Annotated in this window: 20 protein-coding genes; 9 read left to right on the forward strand and 11 right to left on the reverse strand. The window is 54.8% G+C overall.

Annotated features, from left to right (window positions below; translation table 11 throughout):
- Nucleotides 1-46 precede the first annotated feature (46 nt).
- The 3 genes from HNQ38_RS04110 (at nucleotide 47) to HNQ38_RS04120 (ending at nucleotide 3,315) form a co-directional block, all read left to right on the forward strand.
- Nucleotides 47-2,053: a protein-disulfide reductase DsbD family protein gene (locus tag HNQ38_RS04110; protein ID WP_183718142.1), complete on the forward strand. Its 2,007-nt coding sequence runs from the start codon at nucleotides 47-49 to the stop codon at nucleotides 2,051-2,053.
- 127 nt (nucleotides 2,054-2,180) lie between these two features.
- A complete protein-coding gene (locus HNQ38_RS04115) occupies nucleotides 2,181-2,657 on the forward strand; it encodes a chemotaxis protein CheW (RefSeq protein WP_183718143.1) in 477 nt (158 codons plus the stop codon).
- Between the two features lie 208 nt (nucleotides 2,658-2,865).
- Nucleotides 2,866-3,315 (forward strand): GNAT family N-acetyltransferase, encoded by a 450-nt coding sequence (locus tag HNQ38_RS04120; RefSeq protein WP_221277801.1) that lies wholly within the window; start codon nucleotides 2,866-2,868, stop codon nucleotides 3,313-3,315.
- 34 nt (nucleotides 3,316-3,349) lie between these two features.
- Here HNQ38_RS04120 and HNQ38_RS04125 read toward each other — a convergent pair whose 3' ends face one another.
- The 3 genes from HNQ38_RS04125 to HNQ38_RS04135 form a co-directional block, all read right to left on the reverse strand.
- Nucleotides 3,350-3,580 (reverse strand): hypothetical protein, encoded by a 231-nt coding sequence (locus HNQ38_RS04125; RefSeq protein WP_183718144.1) that lies wholly within the window; start codon nucleotides 3,578-3,580, stop codon nucleotides 3,350-3,352.
- Nucleotides 3,581-3,657: 77 nt separating this feature from the next.
- On the reverse strand, nucleotides 3,658-6,426 hold the full coding sequence (locus HNQ38_RS04130; protein ID WP_183718145.1) for a TIGR03960 family B12-binding radical SAM protein: 2,769 nt from the start codon (nucleotides 6,424-6,426) through the stop codon (nucleotides 3,658-3,660).
- Nucleotides 6,427-6,514: 88 nt separating this feature from the next.
- Complete coding sequence (locus tag HNQ38_RS04135; RefSeq protein ID WP_183718146.1) at nucleotides 6,515-6,856, reverse strand: hypothetical protein; 342 nt, start codon at nucleotides 6,854-6,856, stop codon at nucleotides 6,515-6,517.
- Between the two features lie 100 nt (nucleotides 6,857-6,956).
- Here HNQ38_RS04135 and rnc point away from each other — a divergent pair, with 100 nt between their 5' ends.
- Entirely contained in the window at nucleotides 6,957-7,688 is a 732-nt protein-coding gene (gene rnc / locus HNQ38_RS04140; protein WP_246387980.1) for a ribonuclease III, read from the forward strand.
- A gap of 131 nt (nucleotides 7,689-7,819) precedes the next feature.
- On the opposite strand, the gene HNQ38_RS04145 is transcribed toward rnc, so the two are convergent.
- The 5 genes from HNQ38_RS04145 to nikA all read right to left on the reverse strand — a co-directional run bounded on the left by HNQ38_RS04145 (nucleotide 7,820) and on the right by nikA (nucleotide 14,523).
- Nucleotides 7,820-8,725: a flagellin N-terminal helical domain-containing protein gene (locus HNQ38_RS04145; protein WP_183718147.1), complete on the reverse strand. Its 906-nt coding sequence runs from the start codon at nucleotides 8,723-8,725 to the stop codon at nucleotides 7,820-7,822.
- A 617-nt stretch (nucleotides 8,726-9,342) separates the two neighbouring features.
- Nucleotides 9,343-10,995: a nickel ABC transporter ATP-binding protein NikE gene (locus tag HNQ38_RS04150; protein ID WP_183718148.1), complete on the reverse strand. Its 1,653-nt coding sequence runs from the start codon at nucleotides 10,993-10,995 to the stop codon at nucleotides 9,343-9,345.
- A 2-nt stretch (nucleotides 10,996-10,997) separates the two neighbouring features.
- Nucleotides 10,998-11,810, reverse strand: a complete 813-nt coding sequence (gene nikC / locus HNQ38_RS04155) for a nickel ABC transporter permease subunit NikC (protein ID WP_183718149.1) — start codon at nucleotides 11,808-11,810, stop codon at nucleotides 10,998-11,000.
- Nucleotides 11,807-12,745, reverse strand: a complete 939-nt coding sequence (gene nikB, locus HNQ38_RS04160) for a nickel ABC transporter permease subunit NikB (protein WP_183718150.1) — start codon at nucleotides 12,743-12,745, stop codon at nucleotides 11,807-11,809. The genes nikC and nikB overlap by 4 nt, the downstream gene beginning before the upstream one ends.
- Nucleotides 12,746-12,888: 143 nt before the next feature.
- A complete protein-coding gene (nikA, locus tag HNQ38_RS04165) occupies nucleotides 12,889-14,523 on the reverse strand; it encodes a nickel ABC transporter substrate-binding protein (RefSeq protein WP_183718151.1) in 1,635 nt (544 codons plus the stop codon).
- 835 nt (nucleotides 14,524-15,358) lie between these two features.
- Here nikA and HNQ38_RS04170 point away from each other — a divergent pair.
- The 4 genes from HNQ38_RS04170 (at nucleotide 15,359) to HNQ38_RS04185 (ending at nucleotide 17,725) form a co-directional block, all read left to right on the forward strand.
- Nucleotides 15,359-16,801, forward strand: a complete 1,443-nt coding sequence (locus HNQ38_RS04170) for a putative sulfate exporter family transporter (protein ID WP_183718152.1) — start codon at nucleotides 15,359-15,361, stop codon at nucleotides 16,799-16,801.
- 17 nt (nucleotides 16,802-16,818) lie between these two features.
- Nucleotides 16,819-16,983, forward strand: coding sequence for a bacteriocin-type signal sequence (locus HNQ38_RS04175; RefSeq protein WP_183718153.1), 165 nt, complete (start codon nucleotides 16,819-16,821; stop codon nucleotides 16,981-16,983).
- 74 nt (nucleotides 16,984-17,057) lie between these two features.
- Nucleotides 17,058-17,282, forward strand: a complete 225-nt coding sequence (locus tag HNQ38_RS04180) for a hypothetical protein (RefSeq protein WP_183718154.1) — start codon at nucleotides 17,058-17,060, stop codon at nucleotides 17,280-17,282.
- Nucleotides 17,283-17,284: 2 nt separating this feature from the next.
- Entirely contained in the window at nucleotides 17,285-17,725 is a 441-nt protein-coding gene (locus HNQ38_RS04185) for a 2-thiouracil desulfurase family protein (protein ID WP_183718155.1), read from the forward strand.
- 285 nt (nucleotides 17,726-18,010) lie between these two features.
- Here HNQ38_RS04185 and HNQ38_RS04190 read toward each other — a convergent pair whose 3' ends face one another.
- From HNQ38_RS04190 to HNQ38_RS04200, 3 genes are all read right to left on the reverse strand, one after another.
- A complete protein-coding gene (locus HNQ38_RS04190) occupies nucleotides 18,011-18,496 on the reverse strand; it encodes a HyaD/HybD family hydrogenase maturation endopeptidase (RefSeq protein WP_183718156.1) in 486 nt (161 codons plus the stop codon).
- A gap of 79 nt (nucleotides 18,497-18,575) precedes the next feature.
- On the reverse strand, nucleotides 18,576-20,252 hold the full coding sequence (locus HNQ38_RS04195; protein ID WP_183718157.1) for a nickel-dependent hydrogenase large subunit: 1,677 nt from the start codon (nucleotides 20,250-20,252) through the stop codon (nucleotides 18,576-18,578).
- Between the two features lie 11 nt (nucleotides 20,253-20,263).
- The gene (locus HNQ38_RS04200) at nucleotides 20,264-21,220 is read right to left on the reverse strand and encodes a hydrogenase small subunit (protein ID WP_183718158.1); all 957 of its coding nucleotides are present in this window, start codon (nucleotides 21,218-21,220) and stop codon (nucleotides 20,264-20,266) included.
- 550 nt (nucleotides 21,221-21,770) lie between these two features.
- On the opposite strand from HNQ38_RS04200, the gene HNQ38_RS04205 reads away from it, so the two are divergent.
- Nucleotides 21,771-23,036 (forward strand): O-acetylhomoserine aminocarboxypropyltransferase/cysteine synthase family protein, encoded by a 1,266-nt coding sequence (locus tag HNQ38_RS04205; protein ID WP_183718373.1) that lies wholly within the window; start codon nucleotides 21,771-21,773, stop codon nucleotides 23,034-23,036.
- Nucleotides 23,037-23,091: the final 55 nt, after the last annotated feature.

Consider the following 23,091-nt stretch of genomic DNA (forward strand, 5'->3'; position numbering starts at 1 on the left):
CCTCTGTCAAGCAAGTTTATAAAAAAAATGAGCACAAAGAGTTAATATGTTGAAATTAAAGAGTTTATTTTTAGAAAAGCTTTTTAGTCCAAAACCAAATCCGCTGCTTTTACGGCTGACGCCTTTATATATCGCCTTGTTCATCCTTGTTTTTTCTTGCCAGGCAGGGGCAAATACCCTTGCAGCCCGGCTTGAAACGGCCCTGGACGGTGACACCGTTGTTGGCGCTCTGCACCTGACTTTGCCCAAGGACGTTCATGCCTACGCGCACAACCCAGGCGACGCGGGCCGCCCCACAACCCTGCGCTTCAGTGTCGATGGCGGCGCTCCACAAGCCGTATGGTACCCTGAAGGCGCTGTGCAACGGGATTTTTATGACCCTTCGGCAACCATTTTTGTCTATGAAGATGAAGTGACCCTTTACGTGCTTCTGTCTCGCGCAGACGAAGGCAAGCCCTACACGGCAGACATAAGCATGCTTTTGTGTTCCACGCGCAACTGCATGCCCGTTAATCAGCAGGTGGCAGGGGCAGTGCCCCGCGCAACGCAATCTCTTGAGGCGATGCCCTGGGGCGCGCAATGGCGCAGCATGAAAAAAATGCCGCCCAAGTTTTTTGAAGGTGATACCGCGCAGGCCTTGCCCGCGTTTGGCGGGCCTTCAGCCGTGGCCGTTCCCTTGGATTCGCAGTCGGGCGCGGGACAGGCAGGGAGGTCAGAGGGCATTGCCCGCTGGCTTGAATCTCAGGGTGAAACGCTGGGCCAGAAGGACGGCGAACCCGCAATGGGTATGGAGCAGGCGCAAAAGGCCCTGCCCCCTATGGATGATTTTATAAGCCTGACCCCACGGTACATGAATGAATCTGTGGAAATATCAGGCCTCGGCAAGGCCCTGCTTTTTGGCATACTGGCCGGACTGCTGCTGAACGCCATGCCCTGCGTGCTGCCTGTGCTGACGTTCAAGGTAAGCGGCCTGCTTATGGTGGGCGGCTGTGACAAGGAAGGGCTCAAGCATTTCAGGCGGCACAATATCTGCTTTGCTGCCGGTGTCATGACCCTGTTCAGTGCCTTGGCCCTGGTGCTGGGGCTGGCGGATCTCATGTGGGGGCAGCTGTATCAGAATCAGGCCGTGTTGCTGGTCATGCTGCTGCTGGTATTTCTTATGGGCTTGTCCATGCTGGGAGTCTTCACTTTGCCTGTCATTGACCTGAAAGCGGGCTCGAACACCAAGAACCCTTGTCTTCAGGCTTACTTTACCGGGCTTGTATCCACCTTTTTGGCAACACCGTGCAGCGGCCCCTTGCTGGGTGGCGTACTGGGGTGGGCCTTCACACAGCCCCTCATGGTGGTTGTAGTCGTCTTTTGGGCTGTGGGTCTTGGCATGGCCCTGCCATATGTACTTTTTAGCATATGGCCCGTTCTGGCGCGCATTTTGCCCAAGCCTGGGGCATGGATGCATGTTTTTGAACGCGTGGTGGGATTTTTTCTCATGGGCACCGCTTTGTACCTACTTTCCATTCTTCCGGTGGAAAAGCACATGCAGGTTTTGAGCGTGCTGCTGGTGGTTGCGTTGTGCGCCTGGCTTTGGGGGCAGTATTGCAGCATATCTGCGCCGCCTCTGCGCCGCCGAGTTGTGGGGCTTGCCTGCCTGGGGCTTTTGCTGGCTTCCTTTGTGTGGGTTCTTCGCCCCGTGGCTCCCTTGCCGCAATGGCGGGATTTTAATCCGCAAACATTTGAGGCAACTTTGGGTAAAAAGCCGCTGCTGCTGGAATTTACTGCCGACTGGTGCCCCAACTGTAAATTTATGGAAGCCACCGTGCTGACGGACGAGCGTTTACGCCGCCTGCAAGCCCTATATGGTATGGAGCTTGTGCGCGTGGATCTTACCAACGCCAATGCCTATGCCGTGCGCCTTCTGGAGGCGCTGGGCAGCAAGAGCATTCCCCTGACAGCGCTTTTTCCTGCAGGCGACATGTCTACATCGCCGCTGGTGCTGCGCGATGTGTACGGAAGTGAGAGCCTTGAGCAGGCCATGCGTGACGCATTCGGGCAGTAGAGTTTTTTTATCGGGCCTATGGTGCTTTACCAATTTGCCGATAAGCCCTACAGTAGGTACTGGTTGGGCCGAGGCTGAGGCTGGCGGCCTTTACAGGTTGAGCGGCTGGTTGCAATAAGGAGCGCACATGGATTTGAGTCAGAGAAAGCAGGAAGACGAACTTCTGCAACTGGTGACCTTCAGCATCGGTGAAGAGGAATTCGGGGTAAATATCCTGAAAGTGCAGGAGATTATCCGCACTATGGAAATCACCCGGGTGCCCCGCGCTCCCGAGTTTGTGGAAGGCGTCATCAATTTGCGTGGAAAGGTGATTCCCATCATTGATCTGCGCCGCCGTTTTGGTCTTGCGCCCAAAGCGCACGACAAAAACACGCGGATCATTGTTATTGAAATCAACAATATCATCGTGGGCTTTGTGGTGGATGCTGTTTCCGAAGTGCTGCGCATTCCCGCCAGCACGGTGGAACCGCCGCCACCAGTGGTTGCCGGAGTTGATTCGGACTACATCAGCGGCGTAGGCAAGCTTCAGGACCGTCTGCTTATTATGCTGGACCTGGACAAGCTGCTTTCCAACGATGATATGGAAATGCTTGGCGGCATATAGAGCAGACTAACGGTGATGTTGCAGAAACAGTGTTTTCTGCAAAAAACGCGTAGAACTGTACAGGCATCTTTGGGCCGTCTGCCAGTATATTGGCGCGGTGAAGATGCTCAAAAGTGGTGGCGCATAAAGAATTTTTGGGCGAAAGCTGAACGGCTTTCGCCCATTTTGCATATGCGCCTCTTACGGTATTTCACACAGCGGAGGATATATGCCCATATCCATTTCAATTGTCAGCGAAAGAAAGAAGGATTTTCTTGATCTTCTTTTGCTCGGTGATGAGCAGGAAGACATGATTGACCGCTACCTTGAGCAGGGTGATCTTTTTGTTTTGCGCGACCACGGGGTCAAGTGCGTCTGCGTGGTCACGCAGGAAGCGGATGGCGTGGTTGAAATAAAAAATCTGGCCACAGAAGCCAGATACCAGGGGCAGGGCTACGGGACCAGAATGATGGAGCATGTAAGCGGCCACTACCAGGGCTGCGGGCGCATTTTGCTGGTGGGCACGGGAGAAAGCCCGCGCCATATACGTTTTTACAGGCGGTGCGGATTTGAGTATTCGCACCGCCTTAAAGACTTTTTTGTGAACAACTACCGTGAGCCAATTGTGGAAGACGGCGTTCTTCTGAAAGACATGATCTATTTGAAAAAAGCCCTGTGACTTTTTGTGGAGCCTCTGGGGCGTCCAATTGGTCTTATTTCGCTTCGGGCCGGGCGTTTATGCGGCGGCTGGAGCGCAGGCTCAATTCTTCCACAATGGTTTTTTCATAATCCGGAGCCAGCGAAAAATCAGCGTGCAGCTCCGCACAGATCATATTTTCAATTTGCTGCGTTTCTTCCCAGATTTCCAACAGTTCGTCGTCAGCCAGGGTTTTGACACGCTCGGCAAAAGGTTCTTCATCGGCAAAGGGGATACAGGAAGCCATACTTTCTCTCCCGTGGGCAAGGGCAAAAGCTGGCGCAAAGGCCAGCGAACGTAAACAGACCCCGTAGGGGGCGTCCCCTACGGATACAGTTTTTCATCAGCAAATAATTGCGCGGTTTTTACTAGCCGCACTCTGGGGCGTAATGTGTCTGGCGTTCCCAGAGGTTGCAATATTGCCATTCCAAAAAGCAGGGGTGACAGGTAACCATTACTCCAGTCAGCCACAAATGTCACGGCCTCAATGGCATTATTGTGCTGCTCATCTACAATTGGTTCCCATTGGCGCAGCATGGCCCTGATGTTTGCAGTGCGGGGGCCTTTTTTTGTATCCCGGGTAAAATTCAGTTCCGGCAAGGCAGCAAACTCTGTGAAGCACTGGGCAGCCTGACGGGTTTCATCCTGGGTGGGCAGCGTCAGGCGAAAAGCTTCGGCAAATGCCTGTTCCGTGCGGTGGCTCTTGTCCACAAATTCTACGCGGATGACCTCCATACCGGGCGGCAACAGAGGATTCAGGAGGTCTGCAATTTCCTTGGGGGGCAGTATCTTGTGCAGGGTCAGGGCAAACCATTCCGCGTGGCTTTCCACGCCAACAGGAAGGGCACGGCCAAACGACATGAGCGGCATGGGATGAAAGCCTTGCGAAAAGGCCATTGGCAACCCGGCGCGGCGCAGGGCGCGGTCCAGAACTGCCTGTAGCTCCAATTGGCTCAAATAGGCGCTGCCGCCTGCTTTGCTGTGCCATATACGATACTGGGCCGCCTTGACGGTCAGCTCGGTGGTGATTTTGGGCGGGCGGCTGGCCGGGGGACGGCACACAAGACGTCCTTCTTCATCCCGGCTTGGCTGGTGCGCGCGCTGGTCGCGTTGCGAAAAAATCAGCCGATTACGGTGCAGATGCCCGTCTGGCAGATTTGTTGCTTGCAAAGTGGCGTCCGGTTCAGAACCGGCATCCTGCGTCTGGGCATCAGAAGCGGCCCGTGTTTCCACGGCGGGTTCTTGCAACGGCGTGCCAGCGCAGCCAGGCGAGGGCGTGTGCGGCATGCGCGATGGCCCGGCCTTGGTGTCACACGCGCCGCACTGACGGCAAGCGCCGTAGCGGCAGTCGTCGGTAATTTTTTCCCCAAGGGCCCGCTGCCATTCACGCAGCAAATACTCTTCAGAAATGCCAGCTTCAAGGTGGCCCCAGGGCAGAGGGCTGCCGGGCTGGCGTTCGCCCGTGCATTCCTGCGCGCTCAGGCCGCATTCTTCAAGAGCTTCAAGCCAGGGAGCAAGTTCAAAATGCTCCATCCAGCTGGTGAAGATGGACCCCTTGCGGTAGGCCTTTTCCACAACATCGGCCATGCGGCGGTCTGCGCGGGACAAAATGCCCTCAAGGTGACTCATGGCAGGTTCGTGCCAGCGCAGTTTGAGGAACTTTTGCCCCTTGAACTGATTGCGCACCAGATACACGCGCCTTTGAATTTCTTCCTGGCTGATCTGGGGAACCCACTGAAAGGGCGTAAAAGGCTTGGGCACAAAGGGAGAAAGTGCGGCTGTGACCTGCAGGCGCGGGCTGCCGCGCCCTGCCGCGTCGCGAACCTTGAGACAGGTTTCTGTAATGGCGGCAAGGTCGTCGTCCGTTTCAGTAGGCAGGCCAATCATAAAATAGAGCTTCACCTGCCGCCAGCCATGCTCAAGCAGCTTCTGGGCGTGCAGCAGCAGGTCTTCCTCTGTGACGCCCTTGTTGATGACGTCGCGCAAGCGCTGGCTGCCAGCCTCGGGGGCAAGGGTGCAGCCTGTGCGGCGCAGATCGGACATGCGCTCGATGATTTCGTCGTCAATGGAACCCACCCGCAACGAGGGCAGGGAAAGACCAATCTGCTCGCGGGTGCAGCGATCCATCGCGCCGAAGCACAGGGTTTTCAATGCTGAAAAGTCGCCCGTGCTCAAAGACAGAAAAGAAATTTCGTCAAATCCCGTGTCCCCGAGGCAGTCGTCCAGCAGGTTATGGATGGTCTCCAGCGAACGCTCGCGCACTGGACGATAGACCATGCCCGCATGGCAGAACCGGCAGCCGCGTGTACAACCGCGTGCTATTTCAAGCGACAGCCTGTTGTGTACGGCCCCAACGGGCACAACCTGCTTGGCCGGGTACGGGGTATTATTGATGTCTGCCACAATACGGCGTGCGGGCCGGGTATAGTCGTCCAGCAGGGGCACGGGCGGCGCGGTAGGCGCTTCGGGCCGGGCAGTGAAAAGCGAGGGCACATAAACGCCGGGAATGTGCCGGGCCTCAAGCAGCATGCGCTCGCGGGTCCAGCCTGCGTCCAAAGCCTTTTCCAGCAGTTCAAGCACATCAGGCAGGCTTTCTTCGCCGTCGCCAAGCACCATGACGTCAATAAAGGGCGTCAGCGGTTCTGCGCTGAGCAGCGCGCCGCCGCCAGCAATAATCAGGGGGCAGGCAGTGAGATCCTGCGGACGGTCAGCCGTGCGCAGGGGAATACCCGCCAGATCAAGCATATAAAGAACGTTGGTGTAGCAAAGCTCATGCGTGATGGAAAAACTCAGGCAGTGCGTCTGCGCAAGAGGCGTGTCTGATTCCAGCGTTGCCAGCGGAGTGTCATGGGCGCGCAGGATGTCTCCCGCTTCGCGTTCCGGGGCCATGACTCTTTCAGCCCACCAGTGAGGGCGGCTGTTGACAATATTATACAGAATCTTTTGCCCAAGATAGGACATGCCGACATCGTAGGTATCAGGAAATGCCAGAGCCACGCGCAAGCGTACCTGCTGAGGATCTTTGCGGCAGGCGTTGTCTTCTATACCCGCGTAACGGCTTGGTTTTGGCAAAAGTGGCAGGAGGGAACGCATGATCTTCCTTATGGGGCAAAAGGCGGGGGGGTACGAAAAGGGCGGCCTTGCGCGCCGCCCTTGAAAAAAGCCAGTACTGGAAACCTGACTACTTGATCAGGCCGCTGCCGGAACCACCGAAGGGTTCGGAGCTGAACTGCATCCTGCCAAGGCCACCGGCCACGGTAAGGTTGGTGCAGGCTTCGATGTACTTGTCCTGAAGTTCCTTGGGGGTGCTGGTGTAGCGATAGAGGAAACTTTTTCCCTCAATGCTGCCGCTGAATTCGGATTCGAAGGGATAGCCGTAAGGCAACATCATCATCTGCACGCCCTGCTGTGTGGGAATGCTCTGGATGGCGGCCACTTCATTGAGGCAATCTTTTTCGGCATCGTATTTGCCAATGGCAAGTTCGCCCGTTACCAGCTTCATCAAACGAATATCGTAAGCCATGCTTTGCTCCTGGGTGTTGATGGCTTTAGGTAGGCACTGGAGCAGCACATGTCAAGGCATTTTCTGTTGCCTTGGCTGCTGAAAAAGCTAAAATACCGACATGCAAAATTTTGACACTCCATCAGAAAATACTATGGATGCTGCTTTTGAAGTTGTTAAAAAGCAGCTTGGGCACAGCTTTGTTCGGCGGGAATTGTTGAAACTGGCGCTCACGCACAGCTCATGGGCCAATGAGTGCGCCGCAGGGCAGGAGCACAATGAACGGCAGGAATTTCTTGGCGATGCCGTGCTGGAGCTTTGCGTTTCGTGGGAGCTTTACAAGCGCTTTCCCTCGGCACGCGAAGGCGAACTCACAAAGATGCGGTCACACCTTGTAAGCGCGGTGAGCCTAGCTGAAAGAACCCGCGCTCTGGGGCTTGATGTACTTATCAAGTTGGGCAGGGGAGAAGAAAACCAGGGCGGACGCAAACGCGACGCGGTACTCAGCGATGCTTTGGAAGCAGTATTGGCGGCTGTTTATGAAGACGGTGGTTTTGCGGCGGCCCAAAAGGCTGTAGCGCACATATTTGCCGAGCAGTGGCCCAGCAGGGCCGGTGATGGAAAAGCCTCAAAAGATTATAAAACCCGTTTGCAAGAGGCGTCGCAGCAAAGTTTTGGGCAGGCTCCCCTGTATACCAGAACAGGCAGCCACGGGCCTGAGCATTCCAAGGTTTTTGAAGTTTCTTTGCGTATGCCTGACGGCAGCCTGTTTGTGGCCAGCGGCAGCAGTTGCAAAAAAGCCGAACAGCAAGCAGCGCGCGCCGCGCTGGAAGCGCTCGGGCACACGAACTAGGCCCTTTGCGGGCATCTGCACGGGTAAGGGGTCGCGGTATGGATGGGCCATGCCAGTTATTTTGGCTTGGTCCGGGGGCACGGCCCCCGGACCTCCCATCTTTGGTCTACCACAACCTATGATAAGAAAGCCTAGCCGCCGATGAGCTGCATTGCCATCTGCGGCAGCGAGTTCGCCTGCGACAGCATGGCCACCGCAGCCTGACTCAAGATCTGGTTGCGCACGAACTGCGTCATTTCCGTGGCGACGTCCACGTCTGAAATGCGCGATTCGGCAGCCTGCAGGTTTTCCGCCTGAGTATTCAGGTTGGTAATCGTATTTTCAAGGCGGTTTTGCATGGCGCCCAGATGAGCGCGGATCTTGTCTTTAGAAATAATAGCGTTGGTGATGGCGTCCAGAGCCCGCTGGGCGGCCTGCTGCGTAGAAACGGTGCCACCGTCTCGCAGATTGCCGTCATCATCAATGGCCTGGTTGCCCACGCCCAATGCCGAGGCCGTACTGGTGCCGATCTTGATGTAGTAATAGTCTTCTGCAGAGTCGTTGCCTGTGCCAAAGTGAACCTTCATCTTGCCGGTGGCCGTCATGCCGCTGCCGTCATGCGTATCGGACGACAGGGAGCCGTTGAGCAGATGAATGCCGTTGAAGTCGGTGGCATTGGCGATACGGGTGATTTCCGAAGCCATTGCCTGATATTCGGATTCGATCATCAGACGCTGGGTGGAGTCGTAGGTACCCGTGGCGGCCTGTTCGGCCAGTTCCTTCATGCGGGTGAGCTTTTCGTCAATAACGCCCAGAGCGCCGTCAGCGGTCTGAATCATTGAAATGGCGTCGTTGGCGTTGCGCGCACCCTGTTGCAGAGTTGCTATGTCAGCTCTTTGCAGTTCGCGAATGGCCAGACCTGCGGCGTCGTCCGCAGCGCTGTTTACGCGCAAACCTGTTGAAAGACGCTGTACCGACTTGCTCAACTGAGCATAGTGTGAGTTCAAATTTCTGGCTGTGTTTGCAGCCATCATGTTGTGGTTAATAACCAAAGACATGGGACACCTCCTGGGTGGTTACTAGCTGCCCACAATCTGCAATCCATGTGCCAAAAAAAAATATATATTTATATTAGTATGTTGAGATAAAAAAATGATTGTGGGAATTTTTTTCCGCCCTGCGGTGCGAAAATTTTGACGCTCAAAAGTGAAAAATAACGGGCTAACCCGGCAGAGTTTTACCTCCTTGGGTGCTGGCTTTTTTAGGATGCGACGTTTGTGCGGCTGAAAAAGTTGGACTGCTATTTTGAGCAGGTTGAAAGGGAGGGGGCAAAGCCACAGTGGGCTGGAGCTGATGGAGGCGAAGCCTGCCTTTGGAGTATTTTCATCTTGAAAATACTCTGGCAGCTGCGTGAGCAGAGATCTGCAGTGGCGGGTAAGCGCAGTTTCAGGCAAGCCTTGCGGGCAAAGGTCGCTGCGAGGAGTGAGGACACTGCCTTGCCCCGGCTTCAGTCGCTTCTGGCAGCCCTGCGGACAAGGCCCGCTGTGAGGACGGCGCAGCTATTTTTTGATGCGGTTAAACACTGTGGCGAGAGTGCTGTGAGTTTTGAGGATGCACCTTCTCAAAGCTCATTTGCTCGGAGGTGGGGGAGTTATCAATAATATAGGTTGAGATCTCAGACCGTCAGAGGGTAACCCGCCGCCAGTCCGGCTGCGGCTTCAAGCAGGCTGCCGAAGCTTTGGTGCCGTTGTGCGCTCATGTGCTGCCCAGGAAGAAATTCATCCACGATGCGGCCTTGATCAAGCACAACCACGCGGTCGCAAAGACGAAAGACCGATGCCATGTCGTGCGATACATAGAGCAGCGACAGGCCAAGATTCATTTTCAGGTTTTCCAGCAGATCTTGTAATTGGGCGCGCACGACAGCGTCCAGATCTGTGAGGGCTTCATCAAGAAGCAGTACATCCGGCTTTGGTGCAAGTGCCCGCGCTATGCAAACCCTTTGCAACTGGCCGCCGCTCAATTGGCCTGGATACTTGTTCTTAAAAGAAAGAGGCAGCTTTACCAGGGACAGAAGTTCCTCAATACGCTTTTTTTGCGCAGTAGCGTTTTCTTTGTGGACCAGCAAAGGCTCCATAATGATGTCGCCGACGGTGAGGCGCGGATTCACAGCGCCGCGTGAATCCTGAAAAACCGTCTGCATGTGTTTTCGCCAGCCCTTTTTGTGGGTCTCCAGCAAGCTGATATCTTCGCCCATCACTGAAACACTGCCGCTGTCTGGTTTTTCCAGGCCAAGCAGCATCCGGAAGAGCGTGCTTTTTCCCGCGCCGTTGCGCCCCATAATTGCCAGACTTTCCCCCTGATACAAGCGCAGGCTGATACCGCGAAGAACCTCGTACCCAGCGTTGCCTCGCCAGCGGCATGCGCCGTAGCTCTTATGTAATCCTTGGCATTCCAGCAGAACCTTGCGTCCGCTTTGAGCATTCTTCACTGCCGTGTCTGGAACCACTGTATTTTGTGGCTCCGGTTTGCGCTCCTTTTCAGGAATAGCTTGCAATGTGGGGATGCGGGAAGTTTTGAACGCGTGCAGGAGTTCCTTGGTACAGACATGTGCCGGGCCGTGCAGCAGGGCGTTTGCCTCACCTTGCTCCACAATCCTGCCATCCTGCATGACAGCAATTCTGTCGGCCATACAGGCAGCGGTGGTCAGATCATGATCAATATAAAGCAAGGCAAAACCGTGCCTGGCCTGCAAATTTTTCAACAAGCGAAGAATGCGCGCCTTACCGGGCAGGTCAAGACTGGAAATAGGTTCGTCAGCAATGATGCACTGGCTTTTGCGGGCCAGGGCCAGAGCGATCATCACCCGGTGCAGCATGCCGCCGCTCAGTTCAAAGGGGTGGAGCGGCAGAACCGCTTCAGGGCGGGCGAAGCCCACTTCACGCAAGCGCAGTCGCATGGCGGCCTCTTCCCGCTTGCGCGGCACGCAGCCTGTATCACGAAAGGTTTCGCGAAAGGTGTGCCGCACCGTGAACAGATGGTCAAAGCAGTCGCCGGGGTTCTGCATAATCAGCGCGGGTGCGCCCCGGTGCAGAACGATATCGCCTTTTTCCTGCACAATGCCGGATGGAAGCAGATTCATGACTGCCATAGCTGTGAGGGATTTTCCTGATCCGCTGGCGCCCATAAGGGCAAAGGTTTCCCCGGCGTTTATATTGAAGGAAACACTGTCCACAAGAAGCGGCGCTTCGTGCCCTGCTGCCGTGAGGCACAAATTGCGCACCTCCACTATGGGCGAGGCTGGATGCGTATCAGGGGTGGCGCTCACGATCAGGCTCCTGCGGCGCGCAACGCCGGGTCCAGGCGATCGCGCATGGCGTCGCCCATAAGGTTGCAGGCGGCGGTGGCCATAAAAATCATGAGGCCGGGATAGAACATGAGCATTGGCTGCGAACGTATGTAGTTGCGCGCCTCGGAAATCATGAGACCCCATTCGGGCGTGGGCGGCTGGATTCCCAATCCCAGAAAGGAGAGCCCCGCGACGTGCAGCAGCATATGGCCCACATCCAGTGTGGCCAGCACAAGAATCTGCACAAGAATCGCCGGTAAAAAATGACGCAGGACAATGCGCGTGCGGCTGAGCCCCATAGCCCGCGCGGCCAGAATATGCCCACGGCTTTTGAGGCTGAGCACATGACTGCGCACCAGCCGTGTATACCATGCCGCATGCGTCGCGGCGATGGCGATAATAAGGTTGGTCAATCCGGCACCTAAAATACCGATAAGAAAAAGCGCCATCACAATGGTGGGAAAGGTCATCATGGCATCGCAAACGCGCATGATGACCGAATCTGTCTTGCCGCCAAGGTAGCCAGACATGCACCCCAGGAACAAACTGACCACCACAAGGCCGGCGATAATGTACAGCACGGTGGACAATGAATACCGCGCGCCGACCATCAGGCGTGAAAGAATGTCGCGGCCCAGATGGTCTGTCCCAAGAAGGTAGGTAGTCCCGGAGGGCAGAAATTTTTTGGTCAGGTCAATTGCTTCGGGATCGTGCGGGGCCAGCCACGGCCCCAAAAGGGCGCAGGCCAGCATGGGCAGCAGAATACAAAACCCGACAATCAGTTTCTTGCTCATCGGGCCTCTCCCAGGCGAATGCGTGGATCAATGCGCGCGTACAGCACATCGGTGATCAGGTTGACTATTACAAAGATAAATGTGGTCACGAGCGTGAAAGTCTGGATAACAGGGTAGTCATGATTATAGATGGCCGAAACGACATAGCGGCCAACGCCGGGCCAGTTGAAAATATTTTCAACAATAACTGCGCCGCCCAGCAGTTCACCAAAGTGCATGCTCAAAGATGTCAGTACAGGTATGAGGGCGTTGCGCAGCACATGCTGGCCTATGATGCGCCATCTTTTAAGCCCGCGTGACCGGGCATAAGTCACGCTGCGGCTGTGCATGTGCTCCAGCATGCTTGCCCGTACAAGGCGAATGTTGATTCCCATAGACATGAAAGAAAGCGTCAGCACGGGCAGGACAAGAAATTCGGGTCCGCCGCGGCCCATTGCTGGCAAAATGTCCAGATGGCGCGAAAACAGCAGCACGAGCAGAAAGCCCAGCCAGAATGAAGGCATGGATACAGCGCTGAAAGCAAAAATCCGCGTGAGGTGATCGGGCCAGCGGTCTTTGTGCAAGGCCGCCGCAATACCCAGGGGCACGCTGATAAAGATGGTGGCCGCCATGGCCCACATGGTCAGCTCTATCGTCGCGGGAAGGTAGTAGAGTATTTCGTGCAGCGCGGAATTGCCCGTCACATAGGACTGGCCCATGTCTGCCTGAAGGGCGGAGGTCAGCCAGTCCAGGTACTGCCGCCAGAGTGGATTGTTGAGGCCAAGATTCTCGCGTGCAGTAGCAAGCATGCTTTCGGTTGGGGGCAGGCCTGACAGCCGTAGATATGCCATGGCAGGGTCTGTTTTGCCGTGGCGCAGTACAGCAAAAACAAAGACTGATACGCCCAGCAAAAGGGGAAATAGCAAGAGCAGGCGGCGGCATAAGAATCGTAACATCGCGAATTTCACTTCAAGGTATTGGCAGAGTATAGCTGTTGTCGCCTTGGCCTCGTCACGGGCCTGTCCAAACCGTGCGGATGGAGTGTGTTCCGCACGGTTTGGACAAGCCTTGGGGGCAGCTTATTATGAGCAATTTAGCCCTATGGCCGTGCAACACGGCCCAGAGGCAATTCGTACGATACAGGACTGAAGGAAAAATCCTGTATATTCTTCTTTTTGAATAGCGCTTTGTCGATAGTGCGGCTTACGGGAACGTAGACCGCCTCGTTGTGCAGCATGGTCAGAATGGTGGTAAAGAGGGCCTGCAGCTCTTTTGCGTCTGTTGTGGCAAGAGCTTTGGTGATGGCTGTGTCCAGTTCCTTTTTTTGAGGCAGGCCGCGCTGTGCCTGAAAATCTGCGTGCCCCGCCACGCGCATGGCTGCCACATACGAGAAGGGGTCGTACGGCGCGCCGTTGGATTCGCAGAAAATCATGTTAAATCCGCCGCCTGTTTGTGAAGCGCCAAAGGCGTTGGGCTCTTCGCCCATCAACTGCACGTCCATGCCAATGCCTGCCAGATTGCTCTGTACCACTTCGGCTATGGACCGCATGATGTTTTCATTGGCAATAAACTTGAGATCCAGGCGTAGTGTCTTGCCGTCTCTGGTACGGTATTTTTCGCCGGGTTTGAGCTTCCAGCCAGCTTTGTCCAAAATGGCGGCGGCTTCATCAAGCGAATGCGGGTAGGGTTTCAGCGCCACGTCGCAGAACGGAATATCCTTGGCCAGCAACTCTTCAGCCGGTGCCTCCTGGTCAAGCAGTACGCCCTTGAGAATGGCCTGGCGGTCTATGCCGCGCACAATTGCCTGTCGTACCGCCAGCTCGTTTGTAGGAAAGAGCGCGGTATTCATTGCCAGCAGGCGGGTGTTGCGGGGGGCGGACTGGCTGGTGGAGTAGGCAGGGTCTTTTGAAAGGGCTGCGTAGGCGTCCGGGTTCACTCCTGCAGAACCATGATCGGCAATGGCTGTGGCGATCAGGTCCACCTCGTCGGTTTCAAGGGCCACGGCCCGTGTTTCCGCGTCAGGAATAACCTTGATAACAAGCTGGCGCATGCGGGGCTTTTCGCCCCAGTAATTATCGTTGCGCACAAAATGGTCAAACTCTCCCTTACGGCTTTCTGCCAGAATCCAGGGGCCGGTGCCGATGGGGGCCTTGATGCCTTCACCAGTATTGCCATCGTGCGGCATGGCAGCAGGCGACAGAAAACGCAGGGGACGCACCAGGGTGAGTTCCTGAAGCGCCGCTGCGTAAGGCTGTTTGAGGGTCAGCTCAAAGGTGCGGGCGTCCAGGGCACGATAGGAATCAATCATATCAGCCGTGGCAAGCCAGTCGTGACGCTTGATGTTTTTGCGCACAGCATCAAAATTTTTAACAACAGCATCAGCGGTAAAGGGCGTACCGTCAGAAAAAAGCACGTTGTCCCGCAGTGTAAAGGTATACACCTTGCCATCAGAAGATATCTGCCAGCTTTCAGCCAGCCAGGGAATGATTTTACCGCCTTCGCCATACTGCACAAGTGGCTCATAAACCAAAGCCTGTGCAAACATTTTGTTTGCTCCGTAGGCATGCGGGTTCAGTGGTCCCACATTACTGCTCCAGGCGTAGACCAGTGTGTCTTTGCTCCAACTGTTTGCCGCCAGAGCTGGCGAAAAAGTATACAGTGCTAGAAATACCGTAAGAAAACAGCAGCAGACGCAGCGGCCAAATGGCTGAGAAGTTACACCTGGGTTACTCATGTTTTCATCCTGGGTAGAGTTGGGGGATGACAGCAAACCTACTGACAAGAGGGGCTGGTGTCAACTTTTTAAAAAACGTGCTACCGGATAGGATGGGAGGCTAGCAATGATGTCTGTTTTAGAACCGCCGCAATTGGGCAATATGGTTTATTGAACGGGCTTTAACATATACCAAAAGGTATGCATAACGCAGTATCGAAGGTTATTATTAAATAAAAAATTTATAAAATATTTTCAGGTTGTTATTTTGACACTCTGAATCAGCAATAATGAAAATATTTGTAAATTTAAAAGAAAAATAGTTCTATTTTTATAGGCGATTAGAATGTACATCGGGCCGTTGCGTTGCAGAAGATGTTTCCAGGGGTTGAACTGTTCAAGATAAAGTGCTCAGAGCTGGGTACATTTAAAATGCTTTTTTCAACCTGTTCTTTTTTGCGCGTGAGGTGTAATTTTTCTGACACCTTAGTTCATTTTGAGGCAATAATGAGAAAAAGCAGGGCACTTCTTTTTTTTGAAAATGCACAATTTTGTTCACAAAAATTAGATTATACATGTCAATTAACCAGACAAAATCAGCCATGACGACGTATTGTTAAACTTTGAACTTATGCTTGACAATCTTAGTCAGACAGGTAAATTTACAAGAGGTGCCGCTGTTTTTTTCTATAGAGCGGCACCTTTTGGTATTTGGTTCTCCTCATCAGATACTACGGCAAATTTTGCCTTTTTGCGCGATAGTGCCAGTTGGTACAAGCTCGCGTGAGGGCACTAGGTGTCGATGAGGGAGGTGTGTCAGTGATTACTTGCATCATTCGCATGGAGGACTATGGGTATGGCATCACCAAAGGCAGCATTTAACGAAGACAAAGTTGCCCTGCTTATCGGCTGCCTTGTCTTCGTTTTAGCGCTCGGAAAAATGGTTGGCCTGGACATGATGGGCTGGGTCGTGCGTGTTGGCATGTGGGTTGATAACCCGCTTACCGCCTGGAAGGCCGCAACCTGGAAGTGGCTGCCCGGCTGGGGTTCGCTGCTGCTGAGCTACGCCATTATCACAGCCATGATGGCCGTGGGCATCAAGCTTATTAAAGGCAATGTAGCCAACTTTGTGCGTGGCTTCACCATCATCTTCTTCATGGCCATCGCCTGCTACACTATCGGCGCCAACGCCTACATCGCGGCCAACCCCACGCAGCTTGCCAAACAGGGCATTCCGTGGGCGCTGGGCCTTAGCACCGAAGCCGGGCTTATCGTGGCTCTTGTTGTTGGTATTCTTGTGGGCAACATTACCCCCAAGTTTGCCGAGAGCCTGCGTGAAGCCTGCCGGCCCGAACTTTTTGTTAAAATCGCCATTGTTATCATGGGCGCCGAACTGGGCGTGAAAGCCGCTGATGCCGCCGGTTTTGCCGGTCACATCATTTTCCGCGGTCTCTGCGCCATTGTTGAAGCTTACCTGCTGTACTGGTGCGTGGTTTACTACGTTGCCCGTAAGTACTTCAAGTTCAACAAAGAATGGGCTGCTCCTCTTGCTTCTGGTATCTCCATCTGCGGCGTTTCCGCGGCTATTGCCACCGGCGGCGCCATCCGCGCCCGGCCTGTGGTGCCCATCATGGTTTCTTCGCTGGTCGTGGTATTCACCTGCATCGAAATGCTGATTCTGCCTTTCGTGGCGCAGCAGTTCCTTTCCACCGAGCCCCTTGTGGCCGGTGCCTGGATGGGCCTTGCCGTTAAGTCTGACGGCGGCGCCATCGCCAGCGGTGCCATCACCGAATCTCTCATTCTGGCCAAAATGGCCGGTCAGGGCATCAACTGGGAGCCGGGCTGGATCGTGATGGTTACCACCACCGTCAAGATCTTCATTGACGTGTTCATCGGCGTGTGGGCTCTTGTGCTCGCTTACGTCTGGACCGCCAAGTTCGACAAGACCCGTGGCGAACGCACCATGACCTGGGGCGACGTTATGGACCGCTTCCCCCGCTTCGTGCTGGGTTACATCGGCACCTTCCTGATCCTGCTGTTCATGTGCCTCTCTTCGCCCGAACTGCACAAGCTCGGCAAGAGCCTGTCCGGCACCATCAACGGCTTCCGCGTGCTGTTCTTCCTCATGACCTTCTTCACCATTGGTGTAGTGTCCAACTTCCGCAAGCTGCGCGAAGAAGGCATTGGTCGTCTGGCTGTTGTGTACGTGGTGTGCCTGTTTGGCTTCATCATCTGGGTGGGCCTGTTCATTTCCTATGCCTTCTTCCACGGCATGACCCCGCCTGTTATTGGCGGCTAGCATATACGGAGTGAGATATGGAAAATAGCAATGAAGTAAAACTCCACGAAGAAATTGAAAAAATGGAGTATGAGCCCCTGGACCCCGTTGAAATGAAGCTCATTAAAGGGGGCATAGGTCTCGGTATCTTTTTGCTGGTGGTTCTGTTCCTCGTCAGCAAGTTTGTCATGACGACGCACTAGGCACTGCCATCGCGTAATACTACACACCGGGAAGAGCCATCTCTTCCCGGTGTTCGCGTTAATAAGGATCTGTTATGCCTCGCTATCATCTGCGCTTTATGAAGGGGCCAAACTACACGCTTAATCTCGAATATGAGGCTGTAGTTGAAGCGCCTTCTTTTAAAGAAGCACTGGCCCCTCATACCGATTGGCCCGTCACTGAAAGCTATGACCACGCCACAGCAACGGCCTGGAATCCTGGGACCTGCGTGTATTATCAGGAAATGTGGGAAGCTGCGCTTTTGCCGGAGAGTGAGTAACCGTGTCGCAGACACGCTACATTGTCAGCGCCTGCCTGGCTGGTATTGCCTGCCGGTATGATGGCCGTGCTAATACCTGCCCCGAGGTGCAGCAACTGGTTGCAGAGGGCAGGGCAATTCCGGCTTGCCCGGAATTTCTTGGCGGCCTGGGGATGCCCAGACCACCCTGCGAGATTGTGCAGGGCAAAGTTGTTAACTCCAATGGGCAAGACGTGACACAGCACTTCTTGCTAGGAGCACAGGCTGCCACTGAATTTGCCATACAGCAGGGCTGCACGGCGGCCATACTGAAAAGCCGTTCCCCCTCATGCGGTTACGGGCAAATCTATGACGGCACCTTTGGTGGCGTTCTTGTGAAGGGGGACGGCATATGGGCTGCACTGCTGCGGCAGGCAGGAATTGCTCTGTATAGTGAAGAAAATTTGCCTGAGGATCTGGACTAGAGCAGATTAACTTTGAAATGTATTACATTTCAAAGTTGTCGTTCTGCCGGAAATGCGGTTTTCGAAAGAATCCACGCCGCATTGCAGTGTGCTGAACTCTTGTGCAGCCTTAGAACATATAAACTTTTTCAAAGTTAATATGCTCTAAAAAAAGCCGGAGTTACGGCGTTGAGCGTGCAGGTATCAGCAAGCTCGGCTGGCGACAGACAAGCAATTTTAATGAAAGAAAGCCCGGATTAGCGCGTTATCGCTGATCCGGGCTTTCTTATAAAAGTGGAGTCAGTGTCAGATTTTTTCAGCGCAAATGTCCTGTCGGGCCAGCTCTGCCACAACCTTTTCGCAAAATTCAGGCAACTTGGCTTGAAGTTCGGGGGTGAGCTCTATCTCCATGCTCTTGTAGTCGTAAGGCTGTATGCCGAAAACCACAGCATTGGGGCGATGACCTGCCAGTTCGCAGGTCACAAGGGTATCCAGCAAGTCTGTCTGGTGCATTGAATCTCTGAAGCTCAGGCTCTGGCGTAAATTTTCGCCTTCAAGCCTGTAGATGGTGCCTGGTTCCTTGGGGCCAAGCACGACATCGAGCACTACCAGAAAATCGCAGTCCATCAAATTGCTCATGAGCATAAGGCCGTTAGTGCCGCCATCCATAAGGGTCACATTGTCAGGCCAGCGATAGTGCGCCTCAAGATATTCTACGGCGCGCACGCCAAAGCCCTCGTCGGTCAACAGGATATTGCCTACCCCAAGGATAAGTACGTTCTGCATGCTCATGTACCAGCTCGCTTGCTTAATGATAGAAAAAGGGCGGGAGAGCAAATCTCCCGCCCTCGTCCGTCGTGATTACAATATACTACAGTACTTTGAATTCATTGACTTCGTTGGTTTCGCCGTCAATGACGTGCACCGAGCAGGCGATGCAGGGGTCAAAGGAGTGGATGGTGCGCAGGATTTCCACCGGGCGCTTGGGATCGGCCACAGGCGTACCCACAAGGGCGGCTTCAGCGGCACTGGGCTGACCCTTGTCGTCCCGCGGTCCCAGGTTCCAGGTGGTGGGCACCACAAGCTGGAAGTTGTCGATCTTGCTGTCCTTGATGGTCATCCAGTGGGACAGGCCGCCACGGGGGGCGTCAAGGAAGCCAACGCCACGGCCAGAAGTCGGCACGGCGTAGTCTTCAACAATCTGCTTGTCTTTGACGATGTTGTTTTCGTAGTCGTTGATCCAGTTTTCCATCTGCTGGGCAATCACCAGGGTCTGAATGCCGCGGGCAGCGGTGCGGCCCAAGGTGGAGAACAGAGCTTCAGGGCCAAGGTTCAGCTTGCCAAGCACAGCGTCAATGGTGGGCTTGATGGTCTTGTGGTTGTGACCATAGGCCACAAGCATCTGGGCAAGAGGACCGGTTTCCATGACATGGTTGTCATAGCGCGGGGCCTTGTTCCAGGAGTATTTGTCCGTGTCGCCCATGAAGGTGAAGTGCGGGTTGGTTTCGCCGTTATAAGGCGTACGGGCGTCGCCTTCGTACCAGCTGTGACGAACCTGTTCGTCGATCTTGCTGGGATCAAAGGGCTGCACGGAACCGACCTTGCGGTCATAGATGACGCCGGGCTTGTACCAACGGCTGTTGAGGTCGCGTTCGCCACCAGGAGCGGGGAATTCGCCGAAAGCCATGAAGTTGTTGGTGCCACCGATATTGGCCCAATCCTTATAGTAGCTGGCCACAAGCAGCAGGTCAGGAATGTAGACCTCTTCAATGAACGCGCGGCCCTTGGTGTAAAGGTCGCGGAATTCTTTGATACGCGCAGGCGTAAGGGCTTCGTAGCAGGTCACGCCGCCAGCCACAGTGAACTGGGTGTGGGGATTTTTGGCGCCAAATACGGCCATGCCCTTGGCAATTTCAACCTGTGCGCGCAAAGCTTGCAGATAGTGAGCCGTGCACACGAGGTTGGCTTCGGGGTCCATGTAGTAACCCTGATGTCCGCCAAGGAAGTAGGCATTTGTGAAGGGGCCGAGCTGGCCGCTGTTCACAAACGTTTTCAGCTTGGCCTGCACCGCGGCGAAGTCTTCAGTGGTCGCCTTGCGGGGCGAAATGGAAGACGCCAGCTTGGCGGCCTTGGCCGGGTCGGCCTGCAGCGCGCTGGTCACATCCACAAAGTCCAGAGCATGCAGGTGGTAGAAATGTACCAGATGGTCATGCATGAACTGGTTGCCCAGCACAAGGTTGCGGATATAGGTGGCGTTGGCAGGAATGGGCTTGTTGATGGCGTCTTCAAGGCAGCGTGTGGAGGCCAGAGCGTGCGTGTAGGTGCAGACGCCGCAGGTACGCTGGGTGAAGTGCTGCGCATCGCGAGGATCGCGCCCTTTGAGAATGGTTTCAAGACCACGGAAAAGTGTACCGCAGCTGCGGGCTTCCTTGATCTTGCCGCCTTCAACTTCAACTTCAATGCGCAGGTGCCCTTCGATGCGGGTCAGCGGGTCCACCACAATGGGGCCGGTGTAATTGCTCTGGGGCGTTTTGGTAACTTGGCTCATCTCTTATCCCCCTAGTTCTGGTAGAACGGCGTCATATCGTCCCAGAAATTGGGCTCACTGCAACCAATGCAAGGATGTCCAGCAGCAACAGGCCAGTTGGTCTCGTTAAAGAGAACCTTGGGGCAGTTGTTGTACGTTTCTGGTCCTTTGCAGCCCACATCATACAGGCACCAGCCCTTGCGCGCTTCTTCAGAATTGAAGGAAGGCGCAAACTCGCCAGCGTCAAAATGTTTGCGGCGTTCGCAAAGGTCGTGCACGCTCTGACCAAAGAACATGACGGGACGGCCCAATTCGTCGAGCTCGATCTTCTGGCCCTTCAAAAAGGCCACAAGGGCTCCAACCATGTTGACGGGGTTGGGGGGGCAGCCAGGCACATTGATGGACTTGATGCCAATGTCGCCGTAGCAGTCATTGACGCCCTTGGCGCCGGTGGGGTTGGGCTTGGCAGCCTGAATGCCGCCGTAGCAGGCACAGGTGCCCACACTGACCACAGCCTTGGCCTTGGGCAGAATGTCTTTGCAGATGTCATACATGGTGTGGCCGGCGATGTAGCCGTACTTGCCGTCCATGGCGGTGGGAATGGCGCCTTCGACAATGCAGACAAAACCCTCGGGGCTGTTGACAGCGGCATGAAGGGCGTCTTCAGCGGCTTCGCCAGCAGCGGCCATGATGGTTTCGTGATAGTCGAGAGAAATGGTGTCGAGAATGAGAGTGTCAATGAAGGGCTGATAGGTGCGCAACAGCGCTTCAGAACAGCCCGTGCACTCGGCGGCGTGCAGGTACACAACCGACGGGCGGCGCCCGGTAAGGGCGGCGGCCACCTCAGAGGCGAAAGCCGGTCCCATGCCCATGGCCACGGCCACGGCTGTGCAGAATTTCATGAAATCGCGGCGGCTGATGCCTTGGCGCTCCAAATGCTCCAAACGATCGTCTCCGCCTTCTTTGCCCAGACCCACGGCAATACGCATAATAGCCTCCTGGCAAGAGTGAATGAACAACTGCGGCGCAGTCCCCCTGCCACTGGGGTCTGCTGTGCGGCGCGACAAAAATCACGCCGTCCGTTTCGGGACAGCGGCGTAGAAACGTCCGGCTCCAGGCCGTGCGCCCGGCGGCGCTGTCGATGTAAAATTCAGGAACTAATGTGATGCGGAAGGCCGCTGACCTTGGCATGTGCGGTATTCATGCCCCTCATGTTTCCGCACCGTCAACCAGCCGTCATTTGCAGAAAATTATACGCTGTAAACGGTGAGCGGTCAATAGGGCTGTGGTTTTTTGCTGGCGCATGAACCATAAGATAACCTTGAAAAAAGTGGTAAATTTCAACTCTGCACGCGGTCAAAAGCATTTACCTGTGATACCTGTTGGCATATGGGCTTAACGGCAGCGACCCGGGTTGGCGTGAAGGCTACCTCTATGCGAATGGTTGCCACCAGCACAAGCTTGCGCTATTTTTTCAAGCCTCTTGGCATACAGGCATTGGCCGATATTTTTCCTTACCACCGTATATTCGAGGATGGCATGAAAACGGAATCTCTTTGTCTGCACGCTGGGTATGAGCCCCAAAACGGTGAACCCCGCGTTGTGCCCATCACCCAGAGCACCACATTCAGATACGAATCCACGGCGGCCGTGGCGAGGCTTTTTGATCTTGAGGACGCAGGATTTTTCTATACCCGGTTGGGTAACCCCACTGTGGATGCTGTGGAACGCAAGATTGCCGCCCTTGAGGGCGGGGTAGGGGCTTTGTGTACCTCTTCCGGCCAGGCCGCCAGCATGCTCGCCCTGCTCAATATCGCGCAGAGCGGCGACCACGTTGTCAGCGCTTCCAGTATCTACGGCGGCACATTCAATCTTTTTGCCGTCACCCTGAAAAAACTCGGCATTGAATTTACCTTTGTAGACCAGAATGCCTCTGATGCGGAACTGGAAAAAGCCTTCAGACCCAATACCCGCGCTGTTTTTGGCGAAACTCTGACCAATCCGTCTATGGATGTGCTGGATATCGAGCGCTTTGCCCGGCTGGCGCACAGGCATCGCCTTCCGCTGCTTGTGGATAGCACCTTTGCCACGCCCGTGCTGTGCCGTCCTTTTGAGTATGGGGCAGACATCGTTATCCATTCCACCACCAAGTATATGGACGGCCATGCCCTGCAAATGGGCGGCGTTATTGTTGACAGCGGAAATTTTGACTGGACCAGCGGAAAGTTCCCCGAATTTACCGAACCCGATCCCTCATACCACGGCCTTGTTTACACCACGGCCTTTGGCAAAGCGGCCTATATCGTCAAGGCCCGGGTGCAGCTCATGCGTGATATGGGCTGCTGCCAAAGCCCACAGGGCGCTTTTTACATCAATCAGGGGCTTGAAACCCTGCCGTTGCGGATGGAGCGCCACTGCCGCAATGCAGAAAAGGCCGCTTCCTTTCTTCAGGAACACAGCAAGGTGGCTTCAGTTAACTACCCACGCCTGCCCGATAACGCCAACAAGGCTCTGGCCGACAAATATCTGCCCGATGGGTGCAGCGGCGTCATTTCTTTTTCATTGAAGGGCGGACGTGAGGCTGGGGTGCGCTTTATTGACAGCCTGAAAATGATTTCTCTTGAAGTACATGTGGCTGACATTCGTACCTGCGTTCTGCACCCGGCCAGTTCAACGCACCGCCAGTTGACCGATGAGCAACTGCATGACGCGGGCATTACCCCCGGCACTATCCGTTTGTCTGTGGGGCTTGAGCATATCGACGACATTCTTGCTGATCTTGCCCAGGCTCTTGAGCAGGCATAGTGCATTTCAACTTTGAGAATACATTTCAAAGTTAATTTGCTCTAGTTCAGAAGTT

It is taken from the genome of Desulfovibrio intestinalis (assembly GCF_014202345.1).
Classification (GTDB): Bacteria; Desulfobacterota; Desulfovibrionia; order Desulfovibrionales; family Desulfovibrionaceae; genus Desulfovibrio; species Desulfovibrio intestinalis.